Annotated in this window: 23 protein-coding genes and 1 tRNA gene; 10 read left to right on the top strand and 14 right to left on the bottom strand. The window is 37.3% G+C overall.

What is annotated here, in order from left to right; all coding sequences use genetic code 11:
* The first annotated feature begins 189 nt into the window (after nt 1-189).
* Nucleotides 190-262, top strand: a tRNA-Gln gene (locus J0871_RS02285).
* 116 nt (nt 263-378) lie between these two features.
* Here the strand turns inward: J0871_RS02285 and J0871_RS02280 are convergent.
* Entirely contained in the window at nt 379-1,137 is a 759-nt protein-coding gene (locus J0871_RS02280) for a DUF481 domain-containing protein (protein WP_208223096.1), read from the bottom strand.
* Between the two features lie 156 nt (nt 1,138-1,293).
* Between J0871_RS02280 and J0871_RS02275 the strand changes: the two genes are divergently transcribed.
* The 4 genes from J0871_RS02275 (at nt 1,294) to J0871_RS02260 (ending at nt 5,305) form a co-directional block, all read left to right on the top strand.
* The gene (locus J0871_RS02275; protein WP_208223094.1) at nt 1,294-2,526 is read left to right on the top strand and encodes a PAS domain-containing sensor histidine kinase; all 1,233 of its coding nucleotides are present in this window, start codon (nt 1,294-1,296) and stop codon (nt 2,524-2,526) included.
* Nucleotides 2,527-2,566: 40 nt separating this feature from the next.
* Nucleotides 2,567-3,601, top strand: coding sequence for a response regulator (locus J0871_RS02270; protein WP_208223092.1), 1,035 nt, complete (start codon nt 2,567-2,569; stop codon nt 3,599-3,601).
* Nucleotides 3,602-3,685: 84 nt separating this feature from the next.
* Nucleotides 3,686-4,432, top strand: a complete 747-nt coding sequence (locus J0871_RS02265; RefSeq protein WP_208223090.1) for a universal stress protein — start codon at nt 3,686-3,688, stop codon at nt 4,430-4,432.
* Nucleotides 4,433-4,738: 306 nt separating this feature from the next.
* Nucleotides 4,739-5,305 (top strand): carbonic anhydrase, encoded by a 567-nt coding sequence (locus tag J0871_RS02260; RefSeq protein ID WP_208223089.1) that lies wholly within the window; start codon nt 4,739-4,741, stop codon nt 5,303-5,305.
* 240 nt (nt 5,306-5,545) lie between these two features.
* Here the strand turns inward: J0871_RS02260 and J0871_RS02255 are convergent, their stop codons facing one another.
* From J0871_RS02255 to J0871_RS02225, 7 genes are all read right to left on the bottom strand, one after another.
* Nucleotides 5,546-5,929 (bottom strand): group III truncated hemoglobin, encoded by a 384-nt coding sequence (locus J0871_RS02255; RefSeq protein WP_208223087.1) that lies wholly within the window; start codon nt 5,927-5,929, stop codon nt 5,546-5,548.
* 9 nt (nt 5,930-5,938) lie between these two features.
* A complete protein-coding gene (locus J0871_RS02250) occupies nt 5,939-6,220 on the bottom strand; it encodes a hypothetical protein (RefSeq protein ID WP_208223085.1) in 282 nt (93 codons plus the stop codon).
* Between the two features lie 131 nt (nt 6,221-6,351).
* A complete protein-coding gene (locus J0871_RS02245) occupies nt 6,352-7,629 on the bottom strand; it encodes an acetyl-CoA hydrolase/transferase family protein (protein WP_208223083.1) in 1,278 nt (425 codons plus the stop codon).
* 1 nt (nt 7,630) lies between these two features.
* Nucleotides 7,631-8,209 carry a YceI family protein gene (locus tag J0871_RS02240; RefSeq protein WP_208223081.1) on the bottom strand — a complete coding sequence of 193 codons (579 nt, stop codon included), beginning with the start codon at nt 8,207-8,209 and terminating at the stop codon, nt 7,631-7,633.
* 128 nt (nt 8,210-8,337) lie between these two features.
* Nucleotides 8,338-9,612 carry a hypothetical protein gene (locus J0871_RS02235; RefSeq protein ID WP_208223080.1) on the bottom strand — a complete coding sequence of 425 codons (1,275 nt, stop codon included), beginning with the start codon at nt 9,610-9,612 and terminating at the stop codon, nt 8,338-8,340.
* Nucleotides 9,613-9,637: 25 nt separating this feature from the next.
* Nucleotides 9,638-10,225 carry a YceI family protein gene (locus J0871_RS02230; RefSeq protein ID WP_208223078.1) on the bottom strand — a complete coding sequence of 196 codons (588 nt, stop codon included), beginning with the start codon at nt 10,223-10,225 and terminating at the stop codon, nt 9,638-9,640.
* A 256-nt stretch (nt 10,226-10,481) separates the two neighbouring features.
* Nucleotides 10,482-11,360 (bottom strand): permease-like cell division protein FtsX, encoded by an 879-nt coding sequence (locus J0871_RS02225; protein WP_208223076.1) that lies wholly within the window; start codon nt 11,358-11,360, stop codon nt 10,482-10,484.
* A 301-nt stretch (nt 11,361-11,661) separates the two neighbouring features.
* Between J0871_RS02225 and J0871_RS02220 the strand changes: the two genes are divergently transcribed.
* Nucleotides 11,662-12,588 (top strand): 2-dehydropantoate 2-reductase, encoded by a 927-nt coding sequence (locus J0871_RS02220; RefSeq protein ID WP_208223074.1) that lies wholly within the window; start codon nt 11,662-11,664, stop codon nt 12,586-12,588.
* On the opposite strand, the gene J0871_RS02215 is transcribed toward J0871_RS02220, so the two are convergent.
* From J0871_RS02215 to J0871_RS02200, 4 genes are all read right to left on the bottom strand, one after another.
* Nucleotides 12,589-15,000 carry a glycoside hydrolase family 31 protein gene (locus J0871_RS02215; RefSeq protein WP_208223072.1) on the bottom strand — a complete coding sequence of 804 codons (2,412 nt, stop codon included), beginning with the start codon at nt 14,998-15,000 and terminating at the stop codon, nt 12,589-12,591.
* A gap of 112 nt (nt 15,001-15,112) precedes the next feature.
* Nucleotides 15,113-17,023 (bottom strand): 1,4-alpha-glucan branching protein GlgB, encoded by a 1,911-nt coding sequence (gene glgB / locus J0871_RS02210; RefSeq protein WP_208223070.1) that lies wholly within the window; start codon nt 17,021-17,023, stop codon nt 15,113-15,115.
* Nucleotide 17,024: 1 nt separating this feature from the next.
* Nucleotides 17,025-18,293 carry a glucose-1-phosphate adenylyltransferase gene (locus tag J0871_RS02205; RefSeq protein ID WP_208223068.1) on the bottom strand — a complete coding sequence of 423 codons (1,269 nt, stop codon included), beginning with the start codon at nt 18,291-18,293 and terminating at the stop codon, nt 17,025-17,027.
* A gap of 2 nt (nt 18,294-18,295) precedes the next feature.
* Entirely contained in the window at nt 18,296-19,705 is a 1,410-nt protein-coding gene (locus tag J0871_RS02200) for a glycogen/starch synthase (protein ID WP_208223066.1), read from the bottom strand.
* Nucleotides 19,706-20,019: 314 nt separating this feature from the next.
* On the opposite strand from J0871_RS02200, the gene J0871_RS02195 reads away from it, so the two are divergent.
* Nucleotides 20,020-23,085: a class I tRNA ligase family protein gene (locus J0871_RS02195; RefSeq protein WP_208223064.1), complete on the top strand. Its 3,066-nt coding sequence runs from the start codon at nt 20,020-20,022 to the stop codon at nt 23,083-23,085.
* A gap of 426 nt (nt 23,086-23,511) precedes the next feature.
* The gene (locus tag J0871_RS02190; RefSeq protein ID WP_208223062.1) at nt 23,512-23,805 is read left to right on the top strand and encodes a GIY-YIG nuclease family protein; all 294 of its coding nucleotides are present in this window, start codon (nt 23,512-23,514) and stop codon (nt 23,803-23,805) included.
* 301 nt (nt 23,806-24,106) lie between these two features.
* Here J0871_RS02190 and rimM read toward each other — a convergent pair whose 3' ends face one another.
* Nucleotides 24,107-24,634 carry a ribosome maturation factor RimM gene (rimM, locus tag J0871_RS02185; RefSeq protein ID WP_208223060.1) on the bottom strand — a complete coding sequence of 176 codons (528 nt, stop codon included), beginning with the start codon at nt 24,632-24,634 and terminating at the stop codon, nt 24,107-24,109.
* Between the two features lie 14 nt (nt 24,635-24,648).
* Nucleotides 24,649-25,227, bottom strand: coding sequence for a 30S ribosomal protein S16 (locus tag J0871_RS02180; protein WP_075325054.1), 579 nt, complete (start codon nt 25,225-25,227; stop codon nt 24,649-24,651).
* Between the two features lie 264 nt (nt 25,228-25,491).
* On the opposite strand from J0871_RS02180, the gene J0871_RS02175 reads away from it, so the two are divergent.
* Nucleotides 25,492-25,938, top strand: a complete 447-nt coding sequence (locus J0871_RS02175; RefSeq protein WP_208223058.1) for a PA2169 family four-helix-bundle protein — start codon at nt 25,492-25,494, stop codon at nt 25,936-25,938.
* Between the two features lie 24 nt (nt 25,939-25,962).
* The gene (locus tag J0871_RS02170) at nt 25,963-26,412 is read left to right on the top strand and encodes a PA2169 family four-helix-bundle protein (protein WP_208223056.1); all 450 of its coding nucleotides are present in this window, start codon (nt 25,963-25,965) and stop codon (nt 26,410-26,412) included.
* Nucleotides 26,413-26,515 lie beyond the last annotated feature (103 nt).

The following is a 26,515-nucleotide window of genomic DNA, read 5'->3' as shown; positions in this document are numbered from 1 at the left end:
CAGTGTAGCTTACTAACGCATTTTAATGCGAAATATTTCCTAAAAGGACTGAAAATAAAGCTGTTTTTGGGTTTTTATATTTGTAGATATTTCCGTTTAAATTGAACTCGAAAAAAATAGGTTTATTTTTTGCAGAAAAAGTTTGCGCAATAGAAAGTTTGTTTTAAATTTGCATCCGCATTACAGCAATGGCCTATGGTGTAACTGGCAACACGTCTGGTTTTGGTCCAGAAGAGTCTAGGTTCGAGCCCTAGTAGGCCAACGAAAATTAACCGAATTCTGAAAAGAGTTCGGTTTTTTTGTTTTTAAAGCGCTGTAAAAATTTTAGCTTCAGCTTTTTGCCCAATGACATCTCCACAATAGAAACTTTTTTTATCCCTAAAAACTAAAGCCCACGCCAATTTGTAATTGCGAGGTGTATTCCCGGGTATTTAAAGGTGTTTTACTATCAAAGTAATAATCGTAAATAGTAAAAACTTTAAACCATTCTGCCAGCGGGATGTCCAGTCTAAATTGTTCTAAGAGCCTGTAATCTTTAAGGTTTTTATAAAGCGGCTGGTAGTAAACCGTATTGGTGACCGAGAAATTTTTTGATTTCGATAAATAGGAAACAGAAAGATAAGTGCTGTTTCTATGGTTGTATTCTGTAGTCCCGGCCCTGTCGCTATATTCAACTTCATACATATAGCTATTGCCAAGATAACCTGAGAAATTCTCGCGGTTCATCCATTTTAGTCTTAAACCTGCACCTACAAGATTTCTTTGTTCAACTACAAGCAGTTGATTGTATTGGCCTTGCAGAAAAGCTTCAAACCTTAAAAGTTGATTAAATTTATAGTTAAATCGGGTATGTAGAAACCAGGAATTTTGCAAATTTCCTTCATCAGCATCTATTAAGCGGTAATTTCCTAAAAAGAGATAGGTTCTTTTTAAATCTTTTGATTTTAACTGGGTAGTTAGCGTTCCGTTTACCTGGTTTACCGAAACCCCGTCGTTGTTGGAATGGTTAAAAGCAAAATCGGCATTTAATACAAATCGGGTAGAATCGGTTTGAAGGCGTTTGGTTTCAATATTAACCAGTTGTGCCTGCCCCAAAAAGGGTAGAAGTAGAAATAATAAAAGGGATCTCCAGTGCATTAAAAGTTTTTGGCAAAACAAAGATAAAAAGTATTGATTACCTTATTCAAAAACCGATTTTATTCTTTCTTATATTCAAAAATTAAAACTCTGTTTGCTTAATAAATCATTAAACACTTTGTAATTTAGTTTCCTTAAATACCTAACCTATAAATTGTGGCTTTAGAATTTTTTAGAGAAAACGAACAAATATTCAATACATTATTCGAGGCGGCTTCAGAAGGCGTTATCGTGGTAAACAGCCAGCAAACAATAGTTACCGCCAATCAGGCGGCCTTAATTATGTTTGGTTACGACAAAGAGGAGCTTTTAGGTGAACATCTCAATATTTTAATTCCTGTACGCTATAAATCTAATCACCATCAGCATTTTGATAGGTTTATGAAAGATAGTGAGAAAAGACAAATGGGTCATGGCAGGGATTTGTTCGGGGTAAAAAAAGATGGAACACAATTTCCGGTAGAAGCAGGATTAAATCCGTTTCAGGTAGATGGGGAGCGTTTTGTAATGTCTTTAATTGTAGATATTACCATTAGAAAAGAAAATCAGCAGCGCATTAGAGAACTCAATGCCGAGCTGGAAGACAAAATTAAAATTCGTACCCAGGAACTTAGAAATACGGTAGATGACCTTGAAAAGGAAATCACCAAGCGAAAAGAAGCCGAAAAACGTATTAAACTTGCACTAAAACAGGAAAAAGAGCTCAATGAGCTAAAAACAAAATTTCTTTCTCTGGTGAGTCACGAATTTAAAACTCCGTTAAGCGGAATTCTTACTTCGGCTACTTTGGCCGAAAAATATACACAAACCGAACAGCAGGAAAAAAGAACAAAACACCTTACTACCATAAAAAACAAGGTGCATTATTTAAATAATATTTTAAATGATTTCCTTTCGTTAGAACGCCTGGAATCTGGGAACGTGAATTATAAATACACCGCTTTTAGCCTAAACAAACTAATTAACGAGGTAATTTACAATGCCAATGTGACTTTAAAATACGGTCAGGAGATAGAATATGACAGTGAAATGGGAGATGTAACCCTTTATCAGGATGAAAAAATCCTGGAGCTTATTCTTTCAAATTTAATTGGAAATTCTATTAAATACTCTCCCGAAGATTCCACTATCTATTTCAGAATATTTCCTACTGAAGAAAAAATTATCTTTGAGGTGGAAGATGAAGGAATGGGAATTCCGGAGAAAGACCAAAAGCATATTTTTACACGTTATTTTAGGGCCGAAAATGCTTTGCTTAACCAGGGTACCGGCATAGGACTTAATATTGTTAAAGTTCATCTTGAAAATATGGGAGGCAATATTAAATTTGAAAGCATAGAAAATAAAGGCACTAAATTTACCGTAACATTACCTAACCAAAATAGATAACCGCTTATGTTACTTGAGCGGACATTGAAAATAATTTAAGATGAAAAAAATACTTTTAATTGAAGACGATGTAACCGTTAGGGAGAATACTGCAGAATTGCTGGAGCTCTCAAATTATGAAGTAGTAACCGCACCAGACGGGAAGAAAGGTGTAGATAAAGCAAAAGAAGAAGTTCCTGATATAATAGTGTGTGATATCATGATGCCAGAACTGGATGGCTACGATGTACTTACGCGCCTTTCAGAAGATTCAGAAACCAAAGGCATTCCTTTTATTTTCCTTTCGGCAAAAACCGAACATAAAGATGTAAGAAGAGGAATGGACCTTGGCGCAGACGATTATCTAACCAAGCCTTTTGAAGAAGAAGACCTTTTGAGCGCTATAGAAAGTAGGCTGGCAAAAGTAGAGATTTTGCAAGCTCAGAAAAGGAATAATAATAATGGAGAAACCGTTCAAAATCTTTCGGCTTTTCGCGAAATGATGAGAAACCGCGAGCAGATTAGTTTCAAAGCCGGTGAAAATATTTATGAAGAAGGAAAATCTTCCCTGCATTTTTATATGGTAGAACGCGGGGTTGTAAAGGCCCACAAATATGATAGCCGCGGTAAAGAAATGATTACCGAACTTTACAAAGAAGGAGATTTCTTCGGGAATCTTAGCTTTAATAAGAATTCGGCTTATGGCGAATATGCCACGGCTTTAGAAGACAGTGTACTTTACGTGGTTTCTAAAGACGAATTAAGGGAAATCCTTAAGAGCAATAGCAATATTAGTATGGAATTGCTGCAAGAAATGGGCGATCATCTTATGGGCGTAAAAGAGCAACTAATGGAAATTGCCTATGCTTCAGTGAGAAGAAAAACCGCCAGAACCATTTTACTTTTTGCTCATAAAATAAAGAAAAACCCGCTTCATAGTATTAGAATTTCCCGGGCAGATCTTGCGGGGGTTGCTGGTATAGCTTCAGAAACATTAATTAGAACACTTTCCGATTTTAAAAAAGAAGGACTTATAGAAATTGAAGGCAGAAATGTGAAACTTTTAAATGCAGAAAAGTTAGAGGCAATTAGTTAATTTTTACAGAACTGACCGGAATCATATTTAGGATTGATCTTTCACGCTATTTTTGGCCAAAATTAGTGCTGAAAGGTCAAGCCTATGAATATTTTAATACTTACAGATTTTTCTCCCCAGGCTTATAATGCTGCACGCTATGCCTTGAATTCAAATTCAGGCTCATCAAAATTTTATGTGCTTCATGCCTCTTCTACCGGCGTGGCATCAAAAATAGATGAGGCGCTTTTAGATTTTGTTGCCAGGCTTAAAAAAGAGCCTGCTGCAACTGGCCATTCATTTTATACTCTTCCTTTTTCCGATAATCTTATAAACGCAACCCGAAAGGCAGTAACCGAAAAAAGGATAGACCTAATTGTGATGGGTGCATCTGGAAAAAATACTTCTAATTTCCAGGGTTTGGGCGGTAATACATGTAATGTGGTAAAAAAAGTAAAATGCCCGGTCTTGGTAGTGCCTAATTGTGGCTTTAAGCAATGGGAAAGATTGTATCTTCCTTTAGATTTACGTTTTCCGGTTCATACTGAAGCTTTACAATTATTGCAAAATTTGCCCGTTTCTCCTAATGTAAGCCTGGATGTGTGGGAATTTAATTTGAAAAATTCTGAAGCACAAATTGAAGATCTTCACCTGCCTAATTATAAACTTAACCGAAAAACCTTAAATAAAGAATCAGATTTTTTTGGGAAGTTCTGGCCAGAAGCCAATGTAAAGGCCAATATTATAGTGTTTTTTGCCCGCCAGCTTCATATTACTGAAAAGCTTTTAAACAGGCTTTCGGCTACCGAAACAAGGAAACAAAACCTTCCGGTGCTTATTCTTCACGGCTAAATTTCTAAAATTTGGTTAAAGTTTAGCCTTAGGCTATTAAAGTTAGGCCCTTAGCCCGCTGTGATCTTGCTAAAGATAACAGAAAACCTTATGTTTATACTTCAATTTAAAGAGGATATCTGAAAAGATTAATTACCGTAAAGCTGAACTTGTTTCAGTCTTTATCCCGAATTTGCTTCGGTATTTTTACAGGTTTTGATAATCTAACTTAGATTCTGAAAATTCCCGACGATTCGGGACAGAATGATGTTTTTATTTTTTCAGCCAGTCTTCTTTTTTATAAAAAATTAATTCTAAATAGAAATTATGACTAAAGACGAAGTATTAAATAGACTGAAAGATGGTAATCAACGTTTTACCGCCGATAAAAAAGAGGGAAAACTACAGGATAAATCTCGCAGGGAAGAATTAACCAGAGGCCAGGAACCTTATGCAATTGTTCTAAGTTGTGCCGATAGCCGGGTAGTACCTGAGCTTGCTTTTGATACCGGCCTGGGTGAATTATTTACCGTACGTGTAGCAGGAAATATTGCTAACAGTAGTTCAATTGCCAGTATGGAATACGCGGTTGCCAACCTTGGAACCGAAATTATTGTGGTAATGGGCCACGAAAGTTGTGGTGCTGTTACTGCTGCTATGAACGGAGGTGATAATGGTTATAACTTAAACCATCTTGTTTCTCACATTGCACCTGCAATAGCTGCTTCAGGTAAAGACGCTCCTGTTAATGATGTTGTGAAGAAAAATGCACAGCTAACTGCTGAAGAGCTTAAAACACGTTCTACCATCATTAAAGATGCTGCAGACAGTGGAAAAGTTAAAATCGTTCCGGCTTATTATAATTTAGATTCCGGGAAAGTAGATTTTCTATAAATCAAAATATATTTTAAAAGCCCTAAAGGCATTAGCTTTTAGGGCTTTTTTTATGTCCAGATTTCTAAAATTGGAACCTGGAAAGTTCTAATTTCGTCCAGCTGATTTGATTTCAGTCTTTATCCCCAATTCGCTTCGGGAATCTAAAATGTGTGGATTAAAACGACCTAAATTTTGAAATATTCCGGGGGTTTTGGGAGAATGGCGGTTTAAAACTTTTTTAGACAGTTTTTATATAACCTATTTTCTAGCCTGAAACATCTTTAAATATAAATGTGAAGACATCTTCCTGGCGTTATTTTTTGCGCGGTTAGCGAGCTCACCTTCATGTAATTCGTCTATAGTCTCAAACCATAAGTTTAGCCAGATCCCAAAATGGTAATTGGAAATCTCCTGATTGTTTTCCTGGTCTACTTTTATGTGCGCTTTTTGGGGATTGCCTTTATAGGTTGCTTTAAAAAAGAGATTGCTTTCCCAAAAATCGGTTAACTTTTCGAGATGGGCATCCCAGTCTTTTATTACCTCATTGAAAAAATGGCCAATTTCAGGATTTTTCCTTACTTTTTTATAAAATCCGGAAACCAGTAGAAACACATCATCCCGGGTTTTAATATCATTTTTCATAAAAAGCTTTTAGAAAATATTTATTAGAATAAAGATAGAGGATATTGCAAGACTTATCAAAAGTGCATTAAATATAATTTTTGATTTAAACTGGGCTAAAATTACGGTATTAAACCCCATACAAACCACCACTACTATAAAAAGCTGAAGCATATCCAGAAATGAATGCCCATTCATTAAAATTAGCATTGCAGCCACGGATCCTAAACAACTGGATGCGATAATACCAATTGCAGAATATCCTAAACTCATTTCCTCAAAATCGGCCAGCAAAGTTTTGTAAAGTTTCATAGTTTTTAATTTTAAATGTGAGGTAAAATTAAGGTTGAAGCTGCTGGAATCTTATGAGCATAATCATAATTGAATTAAAAAAGCCTGGAAAAATTGAATTTCTCCAGGCTTTAAAATCATTTTAAGTACTTCTATCTAAATTGATTATGTGATTCTTTCTCTAATTGCTCCCTATGGTCTGGATGCGCTATAGAAATAAGTTCTTTAGCTCTTTGTTTCAGGTTTTTTCCATAGAGATTTACAACACCATATTCTGTGGCAATATAATGCACGTGTGCCCTGGTTGTGGTTACGCCGGCTCCTTCTTTTAGAAAAGGCACAATCTTGGAAATACCGTTTTTGGTGATAGATGGCATTGCAATAATAGGTTTGCCACCTTCAGAAAGTGCTGCTCCTCTTATAAAATCCATTTGCCCGCCAACTCCAGAGAATTGATATTTCCCAATAGTATCGGCACAAACCTGGCCGGTAAGATCTATTTCTATAGCCGAATTTATAGCGGTTACTTTAGGATTTTGTCTAATTATAGCCGTATCGTTTGTATAAGCCGCTTCCTTAAAATGCACAATAGGATTATCATCAATAAAATCATATAAATCAGGTGAACCTATGGCAAAACAGGTCACCAGTTTTCCGGTTTTTATTTCCTTATTTGCCCCGGTAATTACTCCCGATTTTACCAATGGCAAAATTCCGTCAGAAAACATTTCAGTATGGATTCCCAGGTTTTTGTGGTTTTGAAGATTATTTAAAACTACATTGGGAATACCACCAATTCCCATTTGGAGGGTAGCGCCATCATCAATTAGTTCGGCTACATGTTTACCAATTTGTCTTTCAATTTCGGTAGGAGCAGTAACACTGGTAGCAAAAATAGGTTGATTCACTTCTATGGCAGCATCAATCTGGCTGCTGTGAATAATTCCGTCCCCGTGGGTTCTTGGTACATTTGGGTTTATTTGCGCAATTACTTTCTTAGCCTTTTGAATAGCGGGTAAGGTGATATCTACTGAAACTCCCAGCGAACAATATCCGTGTTTATCGGGTGGGGAAACCTGTATAAAAGCAACATCTAAAGGCAAGATATCCCTGCGGAAAAGGTTATGAATTTCACTTAGAAATATGGGGATATAGGTTCCTTTATTAGAATTGACCGCATTTCTAACGTTGCCGGCAGCAAAACACGTGTTTATGCTAAAAGAACCGGCGTAAGGTTCTTCGGTGTATTTTGCTTTTCCCTCGGTATGAATTTGTATTATTTCAACATCGGTCAATTCATTATAACGATCGCATAATGCATCAATTAGGGTTACCGGCGTCATTGCGGCACCCTGAATAAAAATGCGGTCACCAGATTTTACTTTGGCAACCGCATCCTGAGCTGATAATATTTTTAGATGATTCAGCATTTTAGGTTTTAACGTTTAAATTGAAATTAATTTCTATTACTTCATCCAGGACGATTAGCCCAAAGATTTTACTGGGTGCTTCCAGGTTAAAATCTTTAATATTAAGCTTCAATTTCCCATCAAAACATAGTTGTTTATCTCTTGTAATCTCTACCGGAAACTTATAATCTTTATTAACTCCTGCAATGGTGAAGCCTATGGTTACAATAGAGTTTCCTTCCTCGCTCATATCTATTTTCTTTAGTTTAAGGAGGATTTCAGGATGTTCTTTAGATTTTAGAAGTTCGTGAAAGTCTTTATTTATTTTTCGGTTGCCACAATCAAAATTTACATTTTCCAGGGGTAAAACACTATTCTTAAAATGAAGAATTTCACCTTTCTCTGTATAATGCACTTTAAAAGTTTCATTTTTAAACCTAAGGGTATTAAAATCACATTCAAAATCGTTGATATTGGTGGTGCCTTTAATGCTTAAGTGACTATCTGGAAGAATATCAATTTTTTTGGTTTCCAAACCGGTTTGCGCTACTCCCGTAATAGTAAAAAATAATATAAAAAGTAAAGAAATATAAGTTTTCATCCTGGTTTAATTTAGGGCATTTCTATAAAGATAAGTAATTGAATTCTGGTTAAGAAATGGTTGGCAACAGGAGATAAAAAGCCCCGGTGAATCTCGTGTGAGAAAGCAACCGGGGCTCAACATTCAACTTAAAAACTAATCGCTGCTTCTAGCATAAGTCCGTTGAATTGTCCTCCGTGTAAAGGTGAACTTGTATTGTACCCATCATACTGTTGGTTTACATATTCAACCTTAGCAAGAATGTTTTTAGTCATAAACCATCCAGCAGAGGCCTGAACTCTATTGATGTCAATTTCATCACCGCTTGCGTGGTCACCATTTACAGTGTTATAACGTCCAGCTACGTAGAAGTTCTCGTTCTGTCCAAATCTGTAGATAAGCTCTCCTGCAAGTTGAGTGAAAGTACGGTCTTCAGTTTGAGATAGTTGTTTTCCGCTAGATCTTTCAAAAGTTCCGAAGAATTCAAGTCCGCCATACTTTAAGAATGGGTTTACCATAAAGGCAGTAATTTCATTTCCATAGCGAGGGTTGTATCTACCAGAGGCAAAACCTTCTCCCATAACATCGTAGTATCTAGATCCTGCACGGTCTCCACCATAAAGGTAAGAGCTTGCTACACGGTTAGTGTGGTATACAGAACCTGTTAATCTAAATCTTAGATCATCTGCACCAACAAATTGCTGGTTGTCGTATCCTAATTTAGCTAACCATGATACTCCATTAGCATCGGGATTCACAACAGATTGATTTAATTTACCGTTGGTAGCTCCAACCATTCCAATAAATCCATTGCTTCGGTAGTAAACTTCAGCACCAACTTCGGTAGTGAAAGCATCCATAATAAGGTTACCTACAAATGGGTTGTAAATAGCTTGTGCGTTATCGGTTCTTCTAAAGTGAGCATCACCATAGTTGTTCTCCATATGACCAATTTTAATAGTCACTTTGTTCATTAGGTCTTCCATAAAGCCTGGACGTACAAACTCCAGTTTGTCAATTTGGATATACCCGTCTTTCACGTATGTATCTGGGTGGTTACGAGAAGATAGGTATGTTCTAAGGTGCATTCTAACTCCATCGTAAAGTGCAACATCAAGGTCAAGGTTAGCAGTAGGCAGGTTAAAGTTTGCGCCTATTTCTGGTAATCTTCCTACACTGCCATCTTCATTAGACCATTGTCCTGAAGATTCGTGATCAAGTGCCTGGAACTGCATGGTAGATGCTCCACCAACTCTTACTTTTACACCATCAAAATCTGTGATGGTATCTTTAGGAGCCTCAAAAACGTTGATTCCTCTTTTATCTGGAGCTCTATAGTTATCCAGGTCTCTGTCCTGTGCCTGCATTTGCAAGCCAAAAAGAACGAATGCAATTAAGCCGAAGTATTTGATTGAATTTTTCATTGTGATAATTTTTAAAATTGAATAGTTATTTAGAAAATGTAGATTTGAATTTAATAGTTACTTCCTCGCCGGTGGTAATTGTTCCAAACATAGCAGTAGGAGGGTCAATTTTGTAATTGGTCATATTAAGGCTTTCTTCGCCGTTTATTTCCAATTTGTTTCCGTTAAGCTTAGCAGTGAATTCTACCGGTACTTGTTTAGAAACTCCCGAAATTTTTAAAGTTGCAAGGCCATTTACTTTGTAAGAGTTGCTGCCGTTGGCTTCAATCTTCTTAACCTCGTCTAACTTAAATTCGATGTTTTTATGTTTATTGGTATTAAGTGCTTTGTAAGCATTTTTGTCCATTCCGCCCTTTCCACTTTCCAGGCTTTCAGCAGGAACGCTTACCTGAAGTTTTGAAATGCCTGTTAATTTCCCATCTTCAGTGGTAATGGTTGCACCTCCTTGTTTTGAGGTTGCCTTCATTTCCCAATCGTGGATATTAGAGGTTCCTTCAACAATAATTTCAGAAGAATTATCCATTTTGAAATTTTGTCCGAACATGCTGCCTGCGGTTAGCAACATAAAAAATACGCCTGTAAGAATTACTTGATATGATTTTAAAACTTTCATGATATTAGGTTTTTAAGTTTGATACAAAGTTGGGGCAGAAATGCAGCAGAATCTATGACGAGAGTCAGTTTTGAGAATGTTTATTTAAATGATTTTTAGGAGACACGATAAGGAACTTTATAGTGTTTACAAGGGGTTTCGCTTACTAAAACGTTTGCGATTATCAAATATATAAAGATATTTTAGCCGAAAAAAATTAGAAAATTATTCTGAATTAGTCCTATTTCTGAGAAAAAAGAAGTCTAAAGCAAGCTTATTAGTAATAAAGCTCGTCGGTTTTTAGGTTTAAGAACCGTGAAGTAGCAAAAAATGTACTTAGCCAGGTAATAAGGATTCCCATAACGAAAACGCCTACAAACAAAGCGGCGAGTAATTTTACATCTGAAGTTAATGAGAGTTGTGGGAAGCTATTGTTAAGATAATAGAGTGCCCCGGCCATACCAATAAGTGCTATTATGGCGCCAATTATTCCCAGTTTTACACTTTGCCAAATAAATGGCCTGCGAATAAAACCTTTGGTAGCGCCTACCATTTGCATGGTTTTAATAATAAATCGTTTAGAATAAACAGAAAGTCTAATAGAACTGTTTATAAGCAATACCGCGATAAAGGTGAAAACTCCGCTGGCAATTAGCACCCAGAAACTAATTTTCTTTACATTTTCGTTTAAAAGTGCAATAAGGGGTTTATCATAAATTACTTCATCAACAAAGTTTTTAGAAGTAAGATCGGCTGCTATTTCATCTACCTGTTCACCAGAAACAAAATCGGCATTCATATATACATCAATAGAATTTTGTAAAGGATTATAGCCTAAAAACTCCATAAAATCTTCGCCTATTTCCTTACTATGGGCCTCGGCGGCTTCCTCTTTAGAAACATAAGTGGTAGATTTTGTATAATCTGCCATTGCCAGGCTTTTCTTGAGTTGTTCTATCTCAACCTCTTTGGCGGTATCTTTTAAATATACGGTGAGCGCAATTTGCTCTTTAAAATGATCGGCTACTTTTTTGGTGTTTAAAACCAGTAATCCCAACATTCCCAATAAAAAAAGTACTAAAGCAATACTAATCACTACCGAAAAATAAGACGAAATTAATCGACGTCTTTGGTACTTTTCAAAAGATGTGCTCATAGGTGACCTTAGATTTTTTGTAAAAATAAAAAAGATAAGCTTGCAATATCTTTAAAACGTTTAAAGTTTGAAAAAATTAGCAAGTACAAAAAATATTTTAGTCAGGAATCCCAGAAATATCTATAAGTTGTCTCTAAAAAACCTAATTTCGTCAAGCTGAACTTGTTTTACCTTCTAACATGTTTAATAACTTAGAGATTATAATAAGTTTAAAATCCTGGCTTATTTTAAAAGACCAAATTTTACATCCTTGCAGGAAAGGTAGGTTAATTCTATTTTGCAATGAAAAAGCACAAATAATATGAAAATTTTAATCTTCGGAATTGGTGGTGTTGGTGGTTATTTTGGCGGAAAGCTCGCCCAGGCTGGTTATGATGTAACGATGATTGCCCGCGGAAAACATTTGGAAGCAATTAAGAAAAACGGGCTCGAAGTTGAAAGTATCAATGGGAATTTTAAAGTAAAGACTGATTTGGCAACCGATAATTTAGCCGAAGTTTCTACTCCAGATTTGGTGATTTTAGGTGTGAAATCCTGGCAAATTCCTGAAGTGGCGAGCCAATTGAAACCCATAATTTCAACTGAAACGATGGTGTTACCGCTACAAAACGGTGCAAATAATGTTGAAAAATTACAGGAAATTCTTCCGAAGAAAAATATACTTGCTGGCCTCTGCCATATTGTGAGTTTTGTAGAAAACCCCGGAAAAATAAAACACGTTTCTTTTGAACCCCGAATCACTTTTGGTGAGATTGATAATTCAAATTCAGAAAGAATTCAGCAATTAAAAAAGGTATTGGATAAGGCTGAAATCACCAGTTTTATTCCTGAAAATATTCAGCTGGAAATTTGGAAAAAATTCCTCTTCATAGCTACCGTAAGTGGTCTTGGCGGATTAACACGGGTTTCCATAGATAAAATAAGGGAAAGCGAATATTTATATGAACTTTTACAAAAAACCGCTCAGGAAATTAAGTTAGTTGCTAATGCTAAAGGAATACCGTTAGCAGACGAACACCTGGAAAAAGCTTTTGAAATTATTCAAAATCAGCCCCCGGGAACTACCGCTTCCACGCAACGTGATATCATGGCGGGCCGGCCTTCAGAATTAGAAAATTTCAACGGATTTATAGTAAAAGAAGCCGAAAAATTAGGCCTTGCAACACCCGTAAATAAAATGATCTACGAGTGTTTATTGCCTATGGAAATGGAAGCGCGAAATAATTAGCTATTCCCCGTTTTCTCCATTGAAATCTAATTCTGTAAAGTTTTCATCAATAATCATTGTGAGACACCCGTTAACCTGTAAATGCTCCAATGATTTAGTTTCATTATCCAGCTGAATAGTTTTTATTTCAAACGGCAATCCGTGGATTTTTAATTTGAAATTTTTGCAATCGCTTTCAAAAGAGCCTTCTTTATGCTGCTGAATAATTAACTGGTTTTTCCTTCCGGTAAGTTTAAAACTCCTTAAGCAGAAACGCCCTTTAGTATAATCGTATCCATCGTGCGCATCTTCAAAGAATTGAGAATCTTCCTTACCTTTTTTGTAATAAACTTCAAGAGTTATTTCTTCTATTTTTTTCTCTGATACGTACTGTTGAACAGGATATTTGGGAATAATAGCACCTTCTTTAATAAAAACCGGCATACTGTCTATATCGGCATCTACCCACATTTCCTTGCCGCCTTTTACTAATTCGTCGCTCCAGTAGTTATACCAATTTCCACGTGGTACATACATACGTCTTCCTTTGGCATTTGGCTCTATTACGGGACAGGCAAGAATACTATCCCCAAAAATAAATTCATCTATTCTATAGTGCGTGTTCACATCTTCCTGGTCAAACATCACCAAAGATTTTATCAACGGAACGCCTTTTTCGGTATAATCCCAAAACGCGGTGTAGAGATAAGGAAGTAATTGGTAACGCAATTCAATAAATTTTCGAACAATATCGGTAATATCTTCATCAAAAGTCCAGGGTTCCTGGTCGCCGTGATCTCCGGAAGAATGCACTCTGAAAAATGGGTGAAAGGTTGCTAATTGAATCCATCTTGTGAAAAGTTCACCGTGAGGTTGTTCTGCGAAACCGCCAATATCACTTCCTGCAAAAGAAAATCCGGACATTGCTAGGCGTTGTACCTGCACATTGGCAATCCACAAATGTTCCCAGTTGGCGATATTATCTCCGGTCCAGGTTGAGGTATATCTTTGCGTTCCCGAATATGCTGCTCTTGTAATTACAAATGGGCGTTTAGGATGTGAAAATTTCTTCACGCCGTGGTAAGTGGCCCGTGCCATTTGCATTCCGTAGATATTATGCGCTTTCCTATGGCTGCAGGGATTTGCATCATAATCGTGCCTTACATCGTGCGGAAAAGTCTTATTCGGCACTTCCATCACCGCGGGCTCGTTCATATCGTTCCAGATGCCTTTTACTCCAATATCTTCAATTAACTCCTTGAAAAGCCCTGACCACCATTCCCTAACTTTAGGATTGGTGAAATCGGGGAAGTAACACTCTCCCGGCCAAACTTTTCCTTTTATATAAGGGCCATCGGCACGTTTGCAGAAATAATCGTTTTCCAATCCCTCTTTATAAACCCAGTAATTTTTATCAATTTTAATCCCGGGATCTATAATCGCCACGGTTTTAAAACCATCGGCTTCAAGTTCCTTTACCATTCGTTTTGGATCTGGAAAATATTCTTTGTTCCAGGTAAAGCAGCGGAAACCTTCCATATAATCAATATCCAGGTAAATAGCATCGCAGGGAATTTGCAATTCCCTGAATCTAGACGTGATTTCTTTTACTTTACTTTCAGGATAATAGCTCCATTTGCATTGATGAAAACCAAGTGCCCAAAGTGGTGGTAAATCTGGTTTTCCGGTAAGATCGGTATAGTATTCTACAACATCGGTCATTTTAGGGCCGTAGATAAAATAATAATTCATCTCGCCTCCCTGTGCCCAAAAACTGGTTACAAAACGCCGTTCCTGTGCGAAATCAAAATAAGATCTAAAGGTGTTGTCAAAGAAAATTCCGTAGGCCTTTTTATTATGAAGCCCGGTGTAGAAAGGAATGGTTTTGTAAATAGGATCGGTATCTTTTCCGTAAGCATAAGAATCGGTTACCCAATTTTCAAAGCGCTTTCCTTTTAAATTAAGATGTCCCGGTTTATCGCCAAGTCCAAAATAGCTTTCTCCATCGTGAGAAACTTTACTCATTTTTACGATGTCACCCCCAAATTCGTAACTTTCTTCCCAATGGAAGCCCAGCTCATCTTCATTGATTAATGTACCGTCTGCCCGATCATAAATCTTAACTCTTAAACCCTTTTTTGAAACTTCACAAATAATTTTGGTAGTGGTAATGTTATAATTATCCTCCTTTTCTTCAATATCTAATTGATTATAGCCTATGCTTGCGTGTTTGGTAATTGCATAAGAAAAATCTTTAGCAAACATCCCGGTGGTAGAATATCTAAAGCGAAGCAAGCCATCCCGAAGGATAGTAATTTGCAATGCAACATCATTTTCTGTGGTAAAATAAAGTGTATCCACATCTTTACGGAAGGAAACTACACTAGATGGAAAAGCATTTCCTTTTTGTTCTAACTCGGTATTGGTGATCATATTTTATAATGGATTACTGGGCAATAAAAGAACTGAATTGTTTTGATATATAAGTTAGTATTCACAAAATATTTATGAGCGTTTATTAACTATATCGTTGTTTTTCATTTAACTAAGCCAAATACTTAAAAGCAAGCATCGCCAGTGGTGGAAGTTTGATAGTGGCAGAATGTTTTTTACCCTGCCATTCTTTTGAGGTTACGGTTTTCCTTGGATTCTTATATTTCCCTGTACCGTGATATTCTTTTTTATCGCTGTTGAAGATTTCCTCAAGTTCACCTGCTTCAGGTAAGCCAATTTGATAATTTTCTCGCGGAATTGGAGTGAGATTACAAACAATAATCAAATTATCTTTCGGCGTATTTCCTTTTCTAATAAAACTAATTACCGAATTCTCGGCATCGCTATAATCTATCCACTCAAAACCATCTTGCACAAATTGCTTATCATATAAAGCAGGCTGGGATTTATAAAATTGATTTAAAGCTTTTATCAATTCCTGCATTCCTTTGTGCGAATCATATTCCAGTAAATGCCAGTCTAAACTCTTTTGAAAATTCCATTCTTCGCTTTGTGCAAATTCACAACCCTGGAACAGTAATTTTGTTCCCGGATGCATAAACATATACGCATACAGCAAGCGTAAATTGGCAAAACGTTGCCATTCATCTCCCGGCATTCTTCCTAAAATTGAATGCTTGCCATACACCACTTCATCGTGAGATAGCGGAAGCATAAAATTTTCGGTAAATGCGTAGGTGAGGGAAAAAGTAATGTTGTTTTGGTGATGTTTTCTGTAAATGGGTTCTTTAGCAAAATACTGAAGCGTATCGTGCATCCAGCCCATCATCCATTTCATCCCAAAACCGAGTCCGCCGAGAAATACCGGTTTTGAAACTCCGCTATAAGCAGTAGATTCTTCGGCAATAGTTTGTACGTCTGGATAAGAGGCGTAAACTTCTTTGTTTAATTCTTCTAAAAACGATATCGCCTCCAGGTTTTGATTTCCCCCATATTGATTGGGTTCCCATTCGCCTTCTTCCCGGGAATAATCCAGGTACAAGATAGAAGCCACGGCATCTACCCGAATCCCGTCAATATGAAATTGCTCTAGCCAGTATAAAGCGTTACTAATCAAAAATGCCCGTACCTCGTTTCGGTTATAATTAAAGATCAAACTTTTCCAATCGGGATGGTAACCTCTTTTTGGATCGGGATGTTCATAAAGGTGTGTTCCGTCAAAATAACCGAGTCCGTGGCTGTCTTCCGGAAAATGAGAAGGTACCCAATCCAGGATCACTCCAATATCATTTTCGTGAAGTTTGTCTACTAAATATTTAAATTCATCGGGATAGCCGAATCGCGAGGTTGGCGCGAAATATCCGGTGATTTGATATCCCCAACTTGGGTCGTATGGATATTCCATAATAGGCATAAACTCTACGTGCGTAAATCCCATTTCCTTTACATAGGAAACTAAATCGGTGGCGAGTTCCCAGTAAGAAAGTGACCGGTTTTCTTCAGTTTTTTTCTTCCAGGAAGATAAATGTACTTCGTAAACCGAAAAAGGAGCGTTTAATGAATTATGTTTTTTTCGTTTTTCAAGCCAGGATTTATCTTTCCACTCATAACTGTCTTCCCAAACTACCGAAGCTGTATTTGGCGGATGTTCACAGCGCCTGGCATAAGGATCGGCCTTTTCAGTAATAATGCTATTATGGTGACTATGGATTTTATATTTATATAAATTCCCTTTTTCGACATTGGGAATAAAACCTTCCCAAATACCGCTACCGTCCCAACGCACGTTTAGTAGATGTTCGCCATCTTTCCAGGAATTAAAATCGCCAATTACTGAAACCTTTTTGGCGCCGGGTGCCCAAACCGAAAAATAAGTTCCTTTAAGCTTATTAAGCGTAATGGGATGCGATCCAAATTTCTCGTAAAGACGAAAATGCTTACCCGATTTAAACAGGTTAATATCAAATTCTGAAAATAAACTGTGCGTTATAACTTTTGTCATACTATCCTATGGTTGTTCCAGGGGGAAGTACTGCTTCTTTTTTAAGCACTACAATTCCTTCTTTAATTACGTAAGCATCGGTTTCATCATCTTCTAAATGTGGGCCACCGTTTATGGTAGTATTGTCTCCAACTCTACAATTTTTATCGATTATTGCATTTTGAATGTTGCAATTTTCCCCTATCCCGGCCAGGATTTCAATATTATTCCCTTCAATTTCTTCTAAAGATTCATAAAAATCGGTTCCCATCATATAACAATTTTTTATAACTGAACCTTTTCCAATTCTGGATCTCACTCCAATTACCGAAGATTCAATTTCTTTAGCGTGAATAATACAGCCTTCAGCAATAACCGCTTTTTTCAAATTAGTACCAGAAATTTTTGAAGTGGGAAGAATCCGTGCTCGCGTATAAACCCTGTTTTCCATATCATATAGATTGAATTTAGGGATATCGTCCGTCAGGCCGATATTTGCTTCAAAAAAAGATTCTATGTTTCCAATATCGGTCCAGTAACCTTCAAATTGATAACCGCAAACCTTTTTATTTCCTATAGCCTGCGGAATTATTTCTTTACCAAAATCTACCGTACTCTCATCGTCCATTAATTTTACCAACAATTCCCGGTTAAACACGTAAATTCCCATAGAGCCGAGATAATTTCTGCCTTCAGCTTCCATTTCGGGGCCTACCGGGGAAGTCCAGTCGGGTAAAAGATCAGATTTCGGTTTTTCTATAAATGAAGTGATATTGTTATCCTGGTCGGTTTTCATAATCCCAAAGCTCGGGGCTTCTTTTGCATTTACGGGTACAGTACCAATAGTAATATCGGCGCCAGTATCTATATGCTGCTGAACCATTAAATTATAATCCATATGATATAATTGATCGCCGGAAAGGATTAGGAAATAATCGAATTTATGCTTTTTAAAATGATGCATTCCCTGTCTAACCGCATCTGCCGTGCCCTGGTACCAGGTTTTGTTGTGTGGTGTTTGCTCTGCCGCTAAAACATCTACAAAAGCCGAACTAAAAAAGCTGAAGTGAAACGTGTTTTTAATATGCTTATTTAACGACGCCGAATTAAACTGAGTTAACACATACATTCTTTTAATGTTGGAGTTAATACAGTTGGAAATTGGAATATCTACCAGGCGGTATTTACCCGCAATTGGCACGGCGGGTTTAGATCTACTTTCTGTTAATGGGTGAAGCCTGGTGCCCTGGCCGCCTCCAAGAATAACCGATAATACTTTGTCGTTTAACATAATTAGCCGCTTTTTAAGGAGTTATACAAATCAATATATTGTTTAGCCGAAACATTCCAGGAATGGTCAATGCTCATTATGTATTTCCTGGTTTTCTTAAAGGTACGCTCTTCCTTGTAGAATTGTACGGCCCTATTTATGGTTTTAGAAATATCTATTTCTGAAGCTTCAGCGTGAGAAAATCCAAATCCGCCATCTTCAATATCTATTACAGTGTCTTTTAAGCCACCAATACTTCGCACTAAGGGAATGGTTCCGTAGCGAAGGGAGTATAATTGATTGAGTCCGCAGGGTTCTACGCGGGAAGGCATTAATAAGAAATCTGCCCCGGCGTAGATGAGGTGCGAAAGCTTTTCATCGTAACCAATAAAAACATTATAAACCCCTTTATATTTTTTCTTCAAATTTTCTAAATCCCTTTCTACTTCAGAGTTTCCAGAACCTAAAATGAGAATGTTGCATTCTTTTTTTGAAAGAATTTCCTCTAAAACTGTGGGTAGTAAATCGGCTCCTTTTTCGTAAACCAGTCTTCCAATAAAAGCGAATAAGGGCTTTGAAGCCGAAAAACCAAATTCTTTACACAGCCATTTTTTATTAGCTGTTTTTCCGGTTTGAATATTTTTAGCCGAATAATTTTTTTCGATAAACTCGTCGGTTTCAGGATTCCAAACTTCAGTATCAATTCCGTTTAGAATTCCAACACATTTTTTATTTTCGTGACTCAATAAACTTTCCAATCCATTCGCAGCCTGTTGCAATTCTTCCATATAACTCGGGGAAACCGTAGTTACCCGCCATGCGCATTTTATGCCTGCCGCTAAAGGGTTTATTACGCCATCCCAATCTAGTAAACCGTTATTAGAAATATCAAAAGCCGGGAGGTAATGCACTTTATCGTGCGAAAACCAACCCTGATATTGGGCGTTATGAATTGTGATAATAACCGGAATTTGATTCAGGGATTCATATTTAAAACATTCCTGCGCCATAAACGGAATTAATCCCGTATGATGGTCGTGACAGTGAATTATAGACGGTTTTTCTTTTAAAGTAAGTAACCAATCCATTACCGCAATTTGGAAAGCGGTAAAACGGGCGGTGTCATCATCGGAATACACGAAATTTTTAAATAAGAGCTTTGGGATATCTACAAACAGCACGTTAATATCTAAAACCTCTTCTTTTAATTTCAGAATTTTATATGGATAAATCTCTTCGCCCAAAACCAATTCTGATTCATAAATACTTTTAAAACTGTGAGCTGCACTAAATTTATTATTATAAAATGGCATAATTACCTTAGCGTCAACACCAGCTTCAGACTGGTATTTTGGTAAAGAACCAACTACATCTCCCAAACCACCAACCTTTGCAATTGGGTAGCATTCAGCGCTTACGTGTATTACGTTCATATAAAAATCTTTGAAAGATTATTGATTTAACCAGGTTGTTTTTTAGTGAATTTTAGGATGATTTTTTTATGAAAATTTAAAATCATAGCCCTTGAAATCACCATTTCCCTATAAATCTACTGAAATAATAGGATAAGCTGCATTAAGGAAGTCTTAAAACTGTTTCTGTTTGTTATTATAAGATTTGTTTCCGATAGAAACTTATCTTCTAATCCATTACACCTAAATTCCCATAAGTGGTTTAAAATTGTAAATTTGCAGGCATTAATAAAAAGTCGCGTTGCGCGTAATTAGCAGGTAAGAAAAATATAACAATGAGTTACAACTTTAACGAAATTGAAGCCAAATGGCAAAACTACTGGGCCGAGAATCAAACTTTTCGTGCCAGCAATTCATCAGATAAACCAAAATATTACGTGCTGGATATGTTTCCATATCCTTCTGGTGCCGGACTTCATGTTGGGCATCCTTTAGGTTATATTGCCAGTGATATCTATGCGCGCTACAAACGTCACAAAGGTTTTAATGTTTTGCACCCACAGGGTTACGATAGTTTTGGCTTGCCTGCCGAGCAATATGCAATTCAAACCGGGCAACATCCTGCGCTTACCACGGCGAAGAACATTAAAAGATACCGCGAGCAACTCGATAAAATAGGTTTTTCTTTTGATTGGAGTAGGGAAGTGCGCACCAGTGACCCCGAATATTACAAATGGACACAGTGGATATTTATCCAGCTTTTTGAATCCTGGTATGATATGGAAGCTGAAAAGTCCAGGGCAATTTCAGAATTAGAAGAAATTTTTGCTTCGGAAGGGAATTCCCGGGTAAATGCTGCCTGCGATGATGATATAGAAGATTTTTCTGCAGATAGCTGGAATAATTTTTCTTCTGAAGAAAAGCAAAGAATATTATTAAAATACAGACTTACCTATTTAGCTGAAACCGAAGTAAACTGGTGCCCTCAACTGGGAACCGTTTTAGCTAACGACGAGATTGTAAACGGAGTTTCAGAGCGTGGTGGCTATCCCGTAGTGCGAAAAAAAATGACCCAATGGAGTATGCGAATTTCAGCATTTTCAGAACGTTTGTTACAAGGTTTAGATCAACTGGACTGGACCGAAAGCTTGAAGGAGAGTCAGCGTAACTGGATCGGGAAATCGGTTGGGGCAATGGTGCATTTCAATTTATATGGTGAGACCCTGAAAAAAGTAAAAGATGATGGAAGCCTCGCTGAACATCAAAAAAGGATTTCAGTTTTTACTACCCGACCTGATACTATTTTTGGCGTAAGTTTTATGACTTTGGCGCCGGAACACGATTTGGTTAAAAAGATCACTACGCCACAGCAAAAAGAAGAAGTTGAAGCCTATATCGCTGCCAGTGCAAAAAGAAGTGAGCGTGAACGTATGGCCGATGTAAAAAGCATAACCGGTGTGTTTACGGGCGCTTATGCCGAGCATCCTTTCACCAAAGAACCGGTACCAATCTGGATTGGGGATTATGTGCTTGCCGGTTATGGAACCGGGGCTGTAATGGCCGTACCTTGTGGGGACCAGCGGGATTACGATTTCGCTAAGCATTTTGAAATTCCAATTCCAAATATTTTTGAAAACGCCGATATTTCTGAGGCTGCTTTCTCCGGAAAAGAAGGAACGGTAATCGCAAATTCCGATTTCCTTAGCGGATTGGAATATAAAGAAGCGCTGCAAAAAGTGATTCTGGAACTGGAAAAAACCGGTCACGGTTACGGAAAAACAAATTATAGATTGCGCGATGCGGTATTTAGCCGCCAGCGCTATTGGGGAGAGCCATTTCCTGTTTATTACGTAAACGGAATGCCGCAGATGATCGACTCTAAGCATTTACCCTTGCGACTTCCCGAAGTTGAAAAATACCTGCCAACCGAAACCGGCGAACCCCCATTAGGCAACGCCACTACCTGGGCCTGGGATACAAAATCTAACGAGGTGGTTTGTAATGAGAAAATTGACGATGAAACGTTTTTTCCATTAGAGCTGAATACCATGCCGGGTTGGGCTGGAAGCAGCTGGTATCTTTTCCGTTATATGGATGCTGGAAATACTGAGGAATTTGTTTCTGAAGAAGCTCAAAACTACTGGGAAAATGTAGATTTATATATAGGCGGAAGCGAACACGCCACCGGGCATTTATTGTATTCCCGTTTCTGGACTAAGTTTTTGCGAGACCGTGGTTATCTTTCGGTTGAAGAGCCTTTTAAAAAGTTGATCAACCAGGGAATGATTTTGGGACAGAGTGCTTTTACACATAGAATAAATGAAGGATTCTATGATTTCGACGAAAAATTAGAAGAGGAAAAATTGAACTACCAAATTGCGGTATTTGATGATTTATTTGAATATTTTTTCAAAAATAGAATTATTTCATTTGATCTCATTGAAAATAGGATTTCTTATAACTCGATAACAGGTGATATTTATAAACTTCCTGAAACAATTAATAACGTTTCTGCTGATCTTGAGAACGAATTTAAAAAAGTAGGTTTTGATATAAATAAAATAAAATTTACTATTAATAAAATTCATGCCCCTGTGGAATTTGTTAATCTTCAAGATGAATTAGATGTAGAGCAATTTCAGGAATGGCAGTCTAATGATGATAACAAGCCTCCATTTGTTGACTCAAATGGAGTAGTAAAAGTTTCTCGCGAAGTCGAAAAAATGTCTAAATCCAAATACAACGTGGTTAACCCCGATGATATTTGTGAAGATTATGGAGCCGATACGTTGAGAATGTACGAAATGTTCCTCGGGCCTCTAGAACAGGCAAAGCCCTGGAATACTGCAGGAATTACAGGAGTGCATAACTTCCTTAAGAAGCTTTGGAAACTCTATCACAACGGCGAGCAATTTGAAGTTTCAGAAGAAAAAGCTTCAGCCGATTCTTTAAAAAGTCTGCATAAAACCATTAAAAAGGTTACTGAAGATATCGAAGAATTCAGTTTTAATACTTCGGTTTCTACTTTTATGATTTGTGTAAATGAGCTTTCGGCACAGAAATGCAACAGTAGGGAAGTCCTGGAGCCACTTGTTATTTTACTTGCGCCTTATGCGCCTCATATTTCAGAAGAACTTTGGAATAAATTAGGAAACTCAGAATCTGTAGTAACTGCTGAATATCCGATTTTTGAAGAAAAATATTTGGTAGAAAGCACTAAAAACTACCCGGTTTCTTTCAATGGGAAAATGCGTTTTACAATGGAATTGCCACTGGATATGCCAAAAGATGAAATCGAAAAAACCGTAATGGCAGATGAAAGAACTCAGAAACAATTAGACGGAAGAACACCTAAAAAAATAATTGTGATACCCGGAAAAATTGTAAATATTGTAGGTTAAAAGTTTGAAGATTATATAATCTGAAGAATCCGTTTCCTGGTATTGGGGAACGGATTTTTTTATTGCCGTCATTGCGAAGGAGGTACGACGGAAGCAATCTTTTGAATTGAAAACAATGGTCGCTTTGAACTTGGTCCAGTTTAAATAGAACAGATTGCCACGTCAGGCTGTTGCCTTCCTCGCTTGAAGTACGTCAGTGCGAAGTTGCTTTTTGCAACTGAAGCAATCATTTGAATTGAAAAGAGTGAGCTGGAGTGTGCTTTAGTTTAAAAAGAACAGATTGCTGCGCTCCTTCGTCGCTCGCAATGACGATTGTAACTTGAAACGTCATTGCGAAGCTGCTTTTTTGCAGCTGAAGCAATCTCATCCTGATTTTTAGTGAATTCCCTTATTACTCTAACCACAGCAGGTTTTTAATTTTATAAAATGAAATATTCCTGGGTATATATTCTAACCAATAAAAACAATACTGTTCTTTATACCGGAGTTACTTCCAACCTTCAAAAAAGGATGTTTGAGCACAAGAGTAAAGTGAACAAAGGTTTTGCTGCTAAATATAACTGCGAGAAACTAGTTTATGTTCAGGAGTTTACCGAAATGAATCAGGCGATTGAATTTGAAAAGAAAATCAAAGGTGGAAACCGAGCCCGAAAAGAAAAGCTTATAAACGCTCAGAATCCAGACTGGATTGATCTTTCGAGAGATATGATTTTAGGATAGATTACATAAGATTGCCGCGCTCCTTCGTCGCTCGCAATGACGGATTCTTGTTGCTTAACGTCATTGCGAAGGAGGTACTACTGAAGCAATCTGTTGAAGGGAAAGCAAAGGCATCTTTGTGGTTAATCACTAATCCTTTTGTCATTGCGAAGCTGATTTATTTCAGCTGAAGCAATCTTTTGAATTGAAGTAATGTAGATTTTGATTTTGGTCTATTTCGAACAGAGGAGATTGCCACGTCAGGCTATCGCCTTCCTCGCAATGACGATTAAAACTTTTGCAAACTGCCAACTAAAAACTGCTACCCAAGATACAACTCCACCAAACCTTCGGGAGTAGTTAGATAGATGGTGTTATTTTCCTTATCTATTTTATCTATAAACTCATCGTTCATAGGGATAAGAATTTGCTTTTCGCCTTTTTGAATTTCAAAAAGAGCTTGTGCGGTACTGTCGTTTATAGAAGTGATCTTGCCAATATTACCGTGGGTGGCATCTATTACGTCAAAACCAATAATTTCGTGAAAGTAGAACTGGTCGTCTTCCAGATCTGGAAGCATAGTAAGTGGAAGATAGGTAAGAGCGCCTACAAGGTCTTCGGCATCCTGCTCGGTTTCAATATCTTCAAATTTAACGCGAAGTAAGGTGCTTTTTTGTAGCGAACTTCTTTCAATAAAAAATGGAACCAGGTTCTCATTATATTCAATGAGCACTGATTCCATTTCTAAATACATTTCGGGAACATCGGTGTCTAATTTAATAAGCACCTCGCCCTTAAAGCTAAATTTACCAACGATTTTACCTAAAAAGAAACATTCGTCTTTAGTCATCGCCAGTTAAGGTTTTAGCCTTTTTTTTCTTCGGTTTTTGCTTCTTCGGCAGTCTCTTGATCAACTTCCTTTTCCACATTAGCCTCAGGTTCACCTTCTTCGGTTACTGCAGCACCTTCGGCTTCAGCAGCAGCTGCCGCTTCGGCTTCTTTTGCTTCAGCTTCACGCTTAGCGTTCACCTCTTTTTCAGCATCAAGAGCTTTCTTTCTAGCTTCTTGTTGTTCTTTGGTTAGGTTGTCTTTCTTAGCAGCAATTTTAGCTTCTTTTTCTTCCAACCAGGCTTCGAATTTCTTCTCAGCTTCTTCTTCAGTTAAAGCGCCTTTTTTAACGCCACCCGCAAGGTGTTTTTTAAGTAAAACTCCTTTGTAAGAAAGTATAGCACGAGCAGTATCTGTTGGCTGCGCACCGTTTTCTAACCATTTTACCGCTCCGTCTACATCTAACTCGATTGTAGCAGGGTTGGTGTTTGGATTGTAGATTCCTAATTTGTCTAAGAATTTACCATCTCTTTTTGAGCGCGCATCTGCGGCTACGATCCAGAAAAAAGGTTTTCCTTTTTTACCGTGTCTTTGTAATCTTAATTTTACTGGCATAAAAATTAATTTGTGGGGTTCCCGACCCCGATTATTAATAAGGCTGCAAAGATACTACATTTTTCTAATTCACAAGGAGTTGGACTTAAAATAAATTTTAGATGCCGGAAGGCTATAAATAACCGAATTTGGGAAGTTTTTAGGTTAAAATAAGCGGCTGTTGTTAAAAGCAGTTAATTAGTGCTAAACCCTGTTAAACAGGTTGTTGCTGTAGATTGGGCGCTTTATCTTTATAACTGAATTTATTAAAAAAGCGAAGTGAAGATGAGATATTCTGAAAAAGTTTCAAAAAAATTGAACGCCTTACTTGAAAAGAATTATGATGCCGAGAAAGGCTATAAATATGCTTCTGAAAATTCTCAAAACCCACAGCTTAAAGCTTTTTTTTCTGAAAGGGCTCAGGAACGATACGATTTTGGCCACGAGCTTAAAACTGAAATCCGTGATTTTGGGGAGAATCCCGAGAAAGGTTCCAGTTTAGCCGGTGATGCCCATCGCACGTGGATGAACCTTAAAACTAATTTTTCAGGAAATAAAGATGAAGCTGCGCTTGAAGAAGCAATAAGAGGCGAGAAGGTAGCTGTAGATGAGTATGAAGAGGTTTTAAAAGATCCCGAAATACCACCAACAACGGCAAATCTATTATTAAAACAAAAGAATGGGATTGTAGCCGCACTCAATAAATTAAAGAGTCTGGAATTAGAAGCCTAATCGTCAATAAAAAATTAATCAACTATGAGAACCAAAGAAGAAATGGGCAATAAGCTCAACGAATTACTTGAGAAGAGTTATGATGCACGAGAAGGCTTTAACGCTGCGTCTAAAAATGCAAAAAACAGGAAGCTTCAGGAGTTTTTTAAACAAAAGTCACAGGAGCGGGAAATCTTTATTAAAGAATTAAGGGAAGAGATTACAGGCTATGGCCAAATACCCAAAGAAGATGGTAGTGCAAAAGGAGATATACACCGCACATGGATGAAGTTAAAATCTTCTGTAGAGAGTGACAATGATGAAGCTATGCTGGAAGAAAGCTTGCGTGGGGAAAAGGCCGCTTTAGAAGATTATAAAGACATAACTAAGGAAAAAGATTTACCGCCAAGTTTAAGTTCTAAACTTAACAGGCAGCAACAAAATATACAAAGCAGCATTAATAACGTAAAAGTGTACGAACAGATGTTTGATTGAAGTAGTAGTTTTTAGTGTTCGTATAGACCTCACAACTTACCGGAAACGGTGCTTGTGAGGTTTTTTTATTTATACAAAATAGGAACTTCTTTTAAGCTAAAAA

Source organism: Salegentibacter sp. BDJ18, from assembly GCF_017579965.1.
GTDB lineage: Bacteria > Bacteroidota > Bacteroidia > Flavobacteriales > Flavobacteriaceae > Salegentibacter.
This window is presented reverse-complemented; position numbering and strand designations above follow the sequence as displayed.

Coding starts and splice junctions, on each gene's coding strand:
- J0871_RS02170 (WP_208223056.1), top strand. CDS start 25,963: ATGAGAACCAAAGAAGAAATGGGCAATAAGCTCAACGAATTACTTGAG.
- J0871_RS02255 (WP_208223087.1), bottom strand. CDS start 5,929: ATGAAAAATGATATTAAAACCCGGGATGATGTGTTTCTACTGGTTTCC.
- J0871_RS02250 (WP_208223085.1), bottom strand. CDS start 6,220: ATGAAACTTTACAAAACTTTGCTGGCCGATTTTGAGGAAATGAGTTTA.
- J0871_RS02175 (WP_208223058.1), top strand. CDS start 25,492: ATGAGATATTCTGAAAAAGTTTCAAAAAAATTGAACGCCTTACTTGAA.
- J0871_RS02230 (WP_208223078.1), bottom strand. CDS start 10,225: ATGAAAGTTTTAAAATCATATCAAGTAATTCTTACAGGCGTATTTTTT.
- J0871_RS02220 (WP_208223074.1), top strand. CDS start 11,662: ATGAAAATTTTAATCTTCGGAATTGGTGGTGTTGGTGGTTATTTTGGC.
- J0871_RS02200 (WP_208223066.1), bottom strand. CDS start 19,705: ATGAACGTAATACACGTAAGCGCTGAATGCTACCCAATTGCAAAGGTT.
- rimM (WP_208223060.1), bottom strand. CDS start 24,634: ATGACTAAAGACGAATGTTTCTTTTTAGGTAAAATCGTTGGTAAATTT.
- J0871_RS02240 (WP_208223081.1), bottom strand. CDS start 8,209: ATGAAAACTTATATTTCTTTACTTTTTATATTATTTTTTACTATTACG.
- J0871_RS02245 (WP_208223083.1), bottom strand. CDS start 7,629: ATGCTGAATCATCTAAAAATATTATCAGCTCAGGATGCGGTTGCCAAA.
- J0871_RS02195 (WP_208223064.1), top strand. CDS start 20,020: ATGAGTTACAACTTTAACGAAATTGAAGCCAAATGGCAAAACTACTGG.
- J0871_RS02180 (WP_075325054.1), bottom strand. CDS start 25,227: ATGCCAGTAAAATTAAGATTACAAAGACACGGTAAAAAAGGAAAACCT.
- J0871_RS02265 (WP_208223090.1), top strand. CDS start 3,686: ATGAATATTTTAATACTTACAGATTTTTCTCCCCAGGCTTATAATGCT.
- J0871_RS02215 (WP_208223072.1), bottom strand. CDS start 15,000: ATGATCACCAATACCGAGTTAGAACAAAAAGGAAATGCTTTTCCATCT.
- J0871_RS02205 (WP_208223068.1), bottom strand. CDS start 18,293: ATGTTAAACGACAAAGTATTATCGGTTATTCTTGGAGGCGGCCAGGGC.
- J0871_RS02270 (WP_208223092.1), top strand. CDS start 2,567: ATGAAAAAAATACTTTTAATTGAAGACGATGTAACCGTTAGGGAGAAT.
- J0871_RS02260 (WP_208223089.1), top strand. CDS start 4,739: ATGACTAAAGACGAAGTATTAAATAGACTGAAAGATGGTAATCAACGT.
- glgB (WP_208223070.1), bottom strand. CDS start 17,023: ATGACAAAAGTTATAACGCACAGTTTATTTTCAGAATTTGATATTAAC.
- J0871_RS02225 (WP_208223076.1), bottom strand. CDS start 11,360: ATGAGCACATCTTTTGAAAAGTACCAAAGACGTCGATTAATTTCGTCT.
- J0871_RS02280 (WP_208223096.1), bottom strand. CDS start 1,137: ATGCACTGGAGATCCCTTTTATTATTTCTACTTCTACCCTTTTTGGGG.
- J0871_RS02235 (WP_208223080.1), bottom strand. CDS start 9,612: ATGAAAAATTCAATCAAATACTTCGGCTTAATTGCATTCGTTCTTTTT.
- J0871_RS02190 (WP_208223062.1), top strand. CDS start 23,512: ATGAAATATTCCTGGGTATATATTCTAACCAATAAAAACAATACTGTT.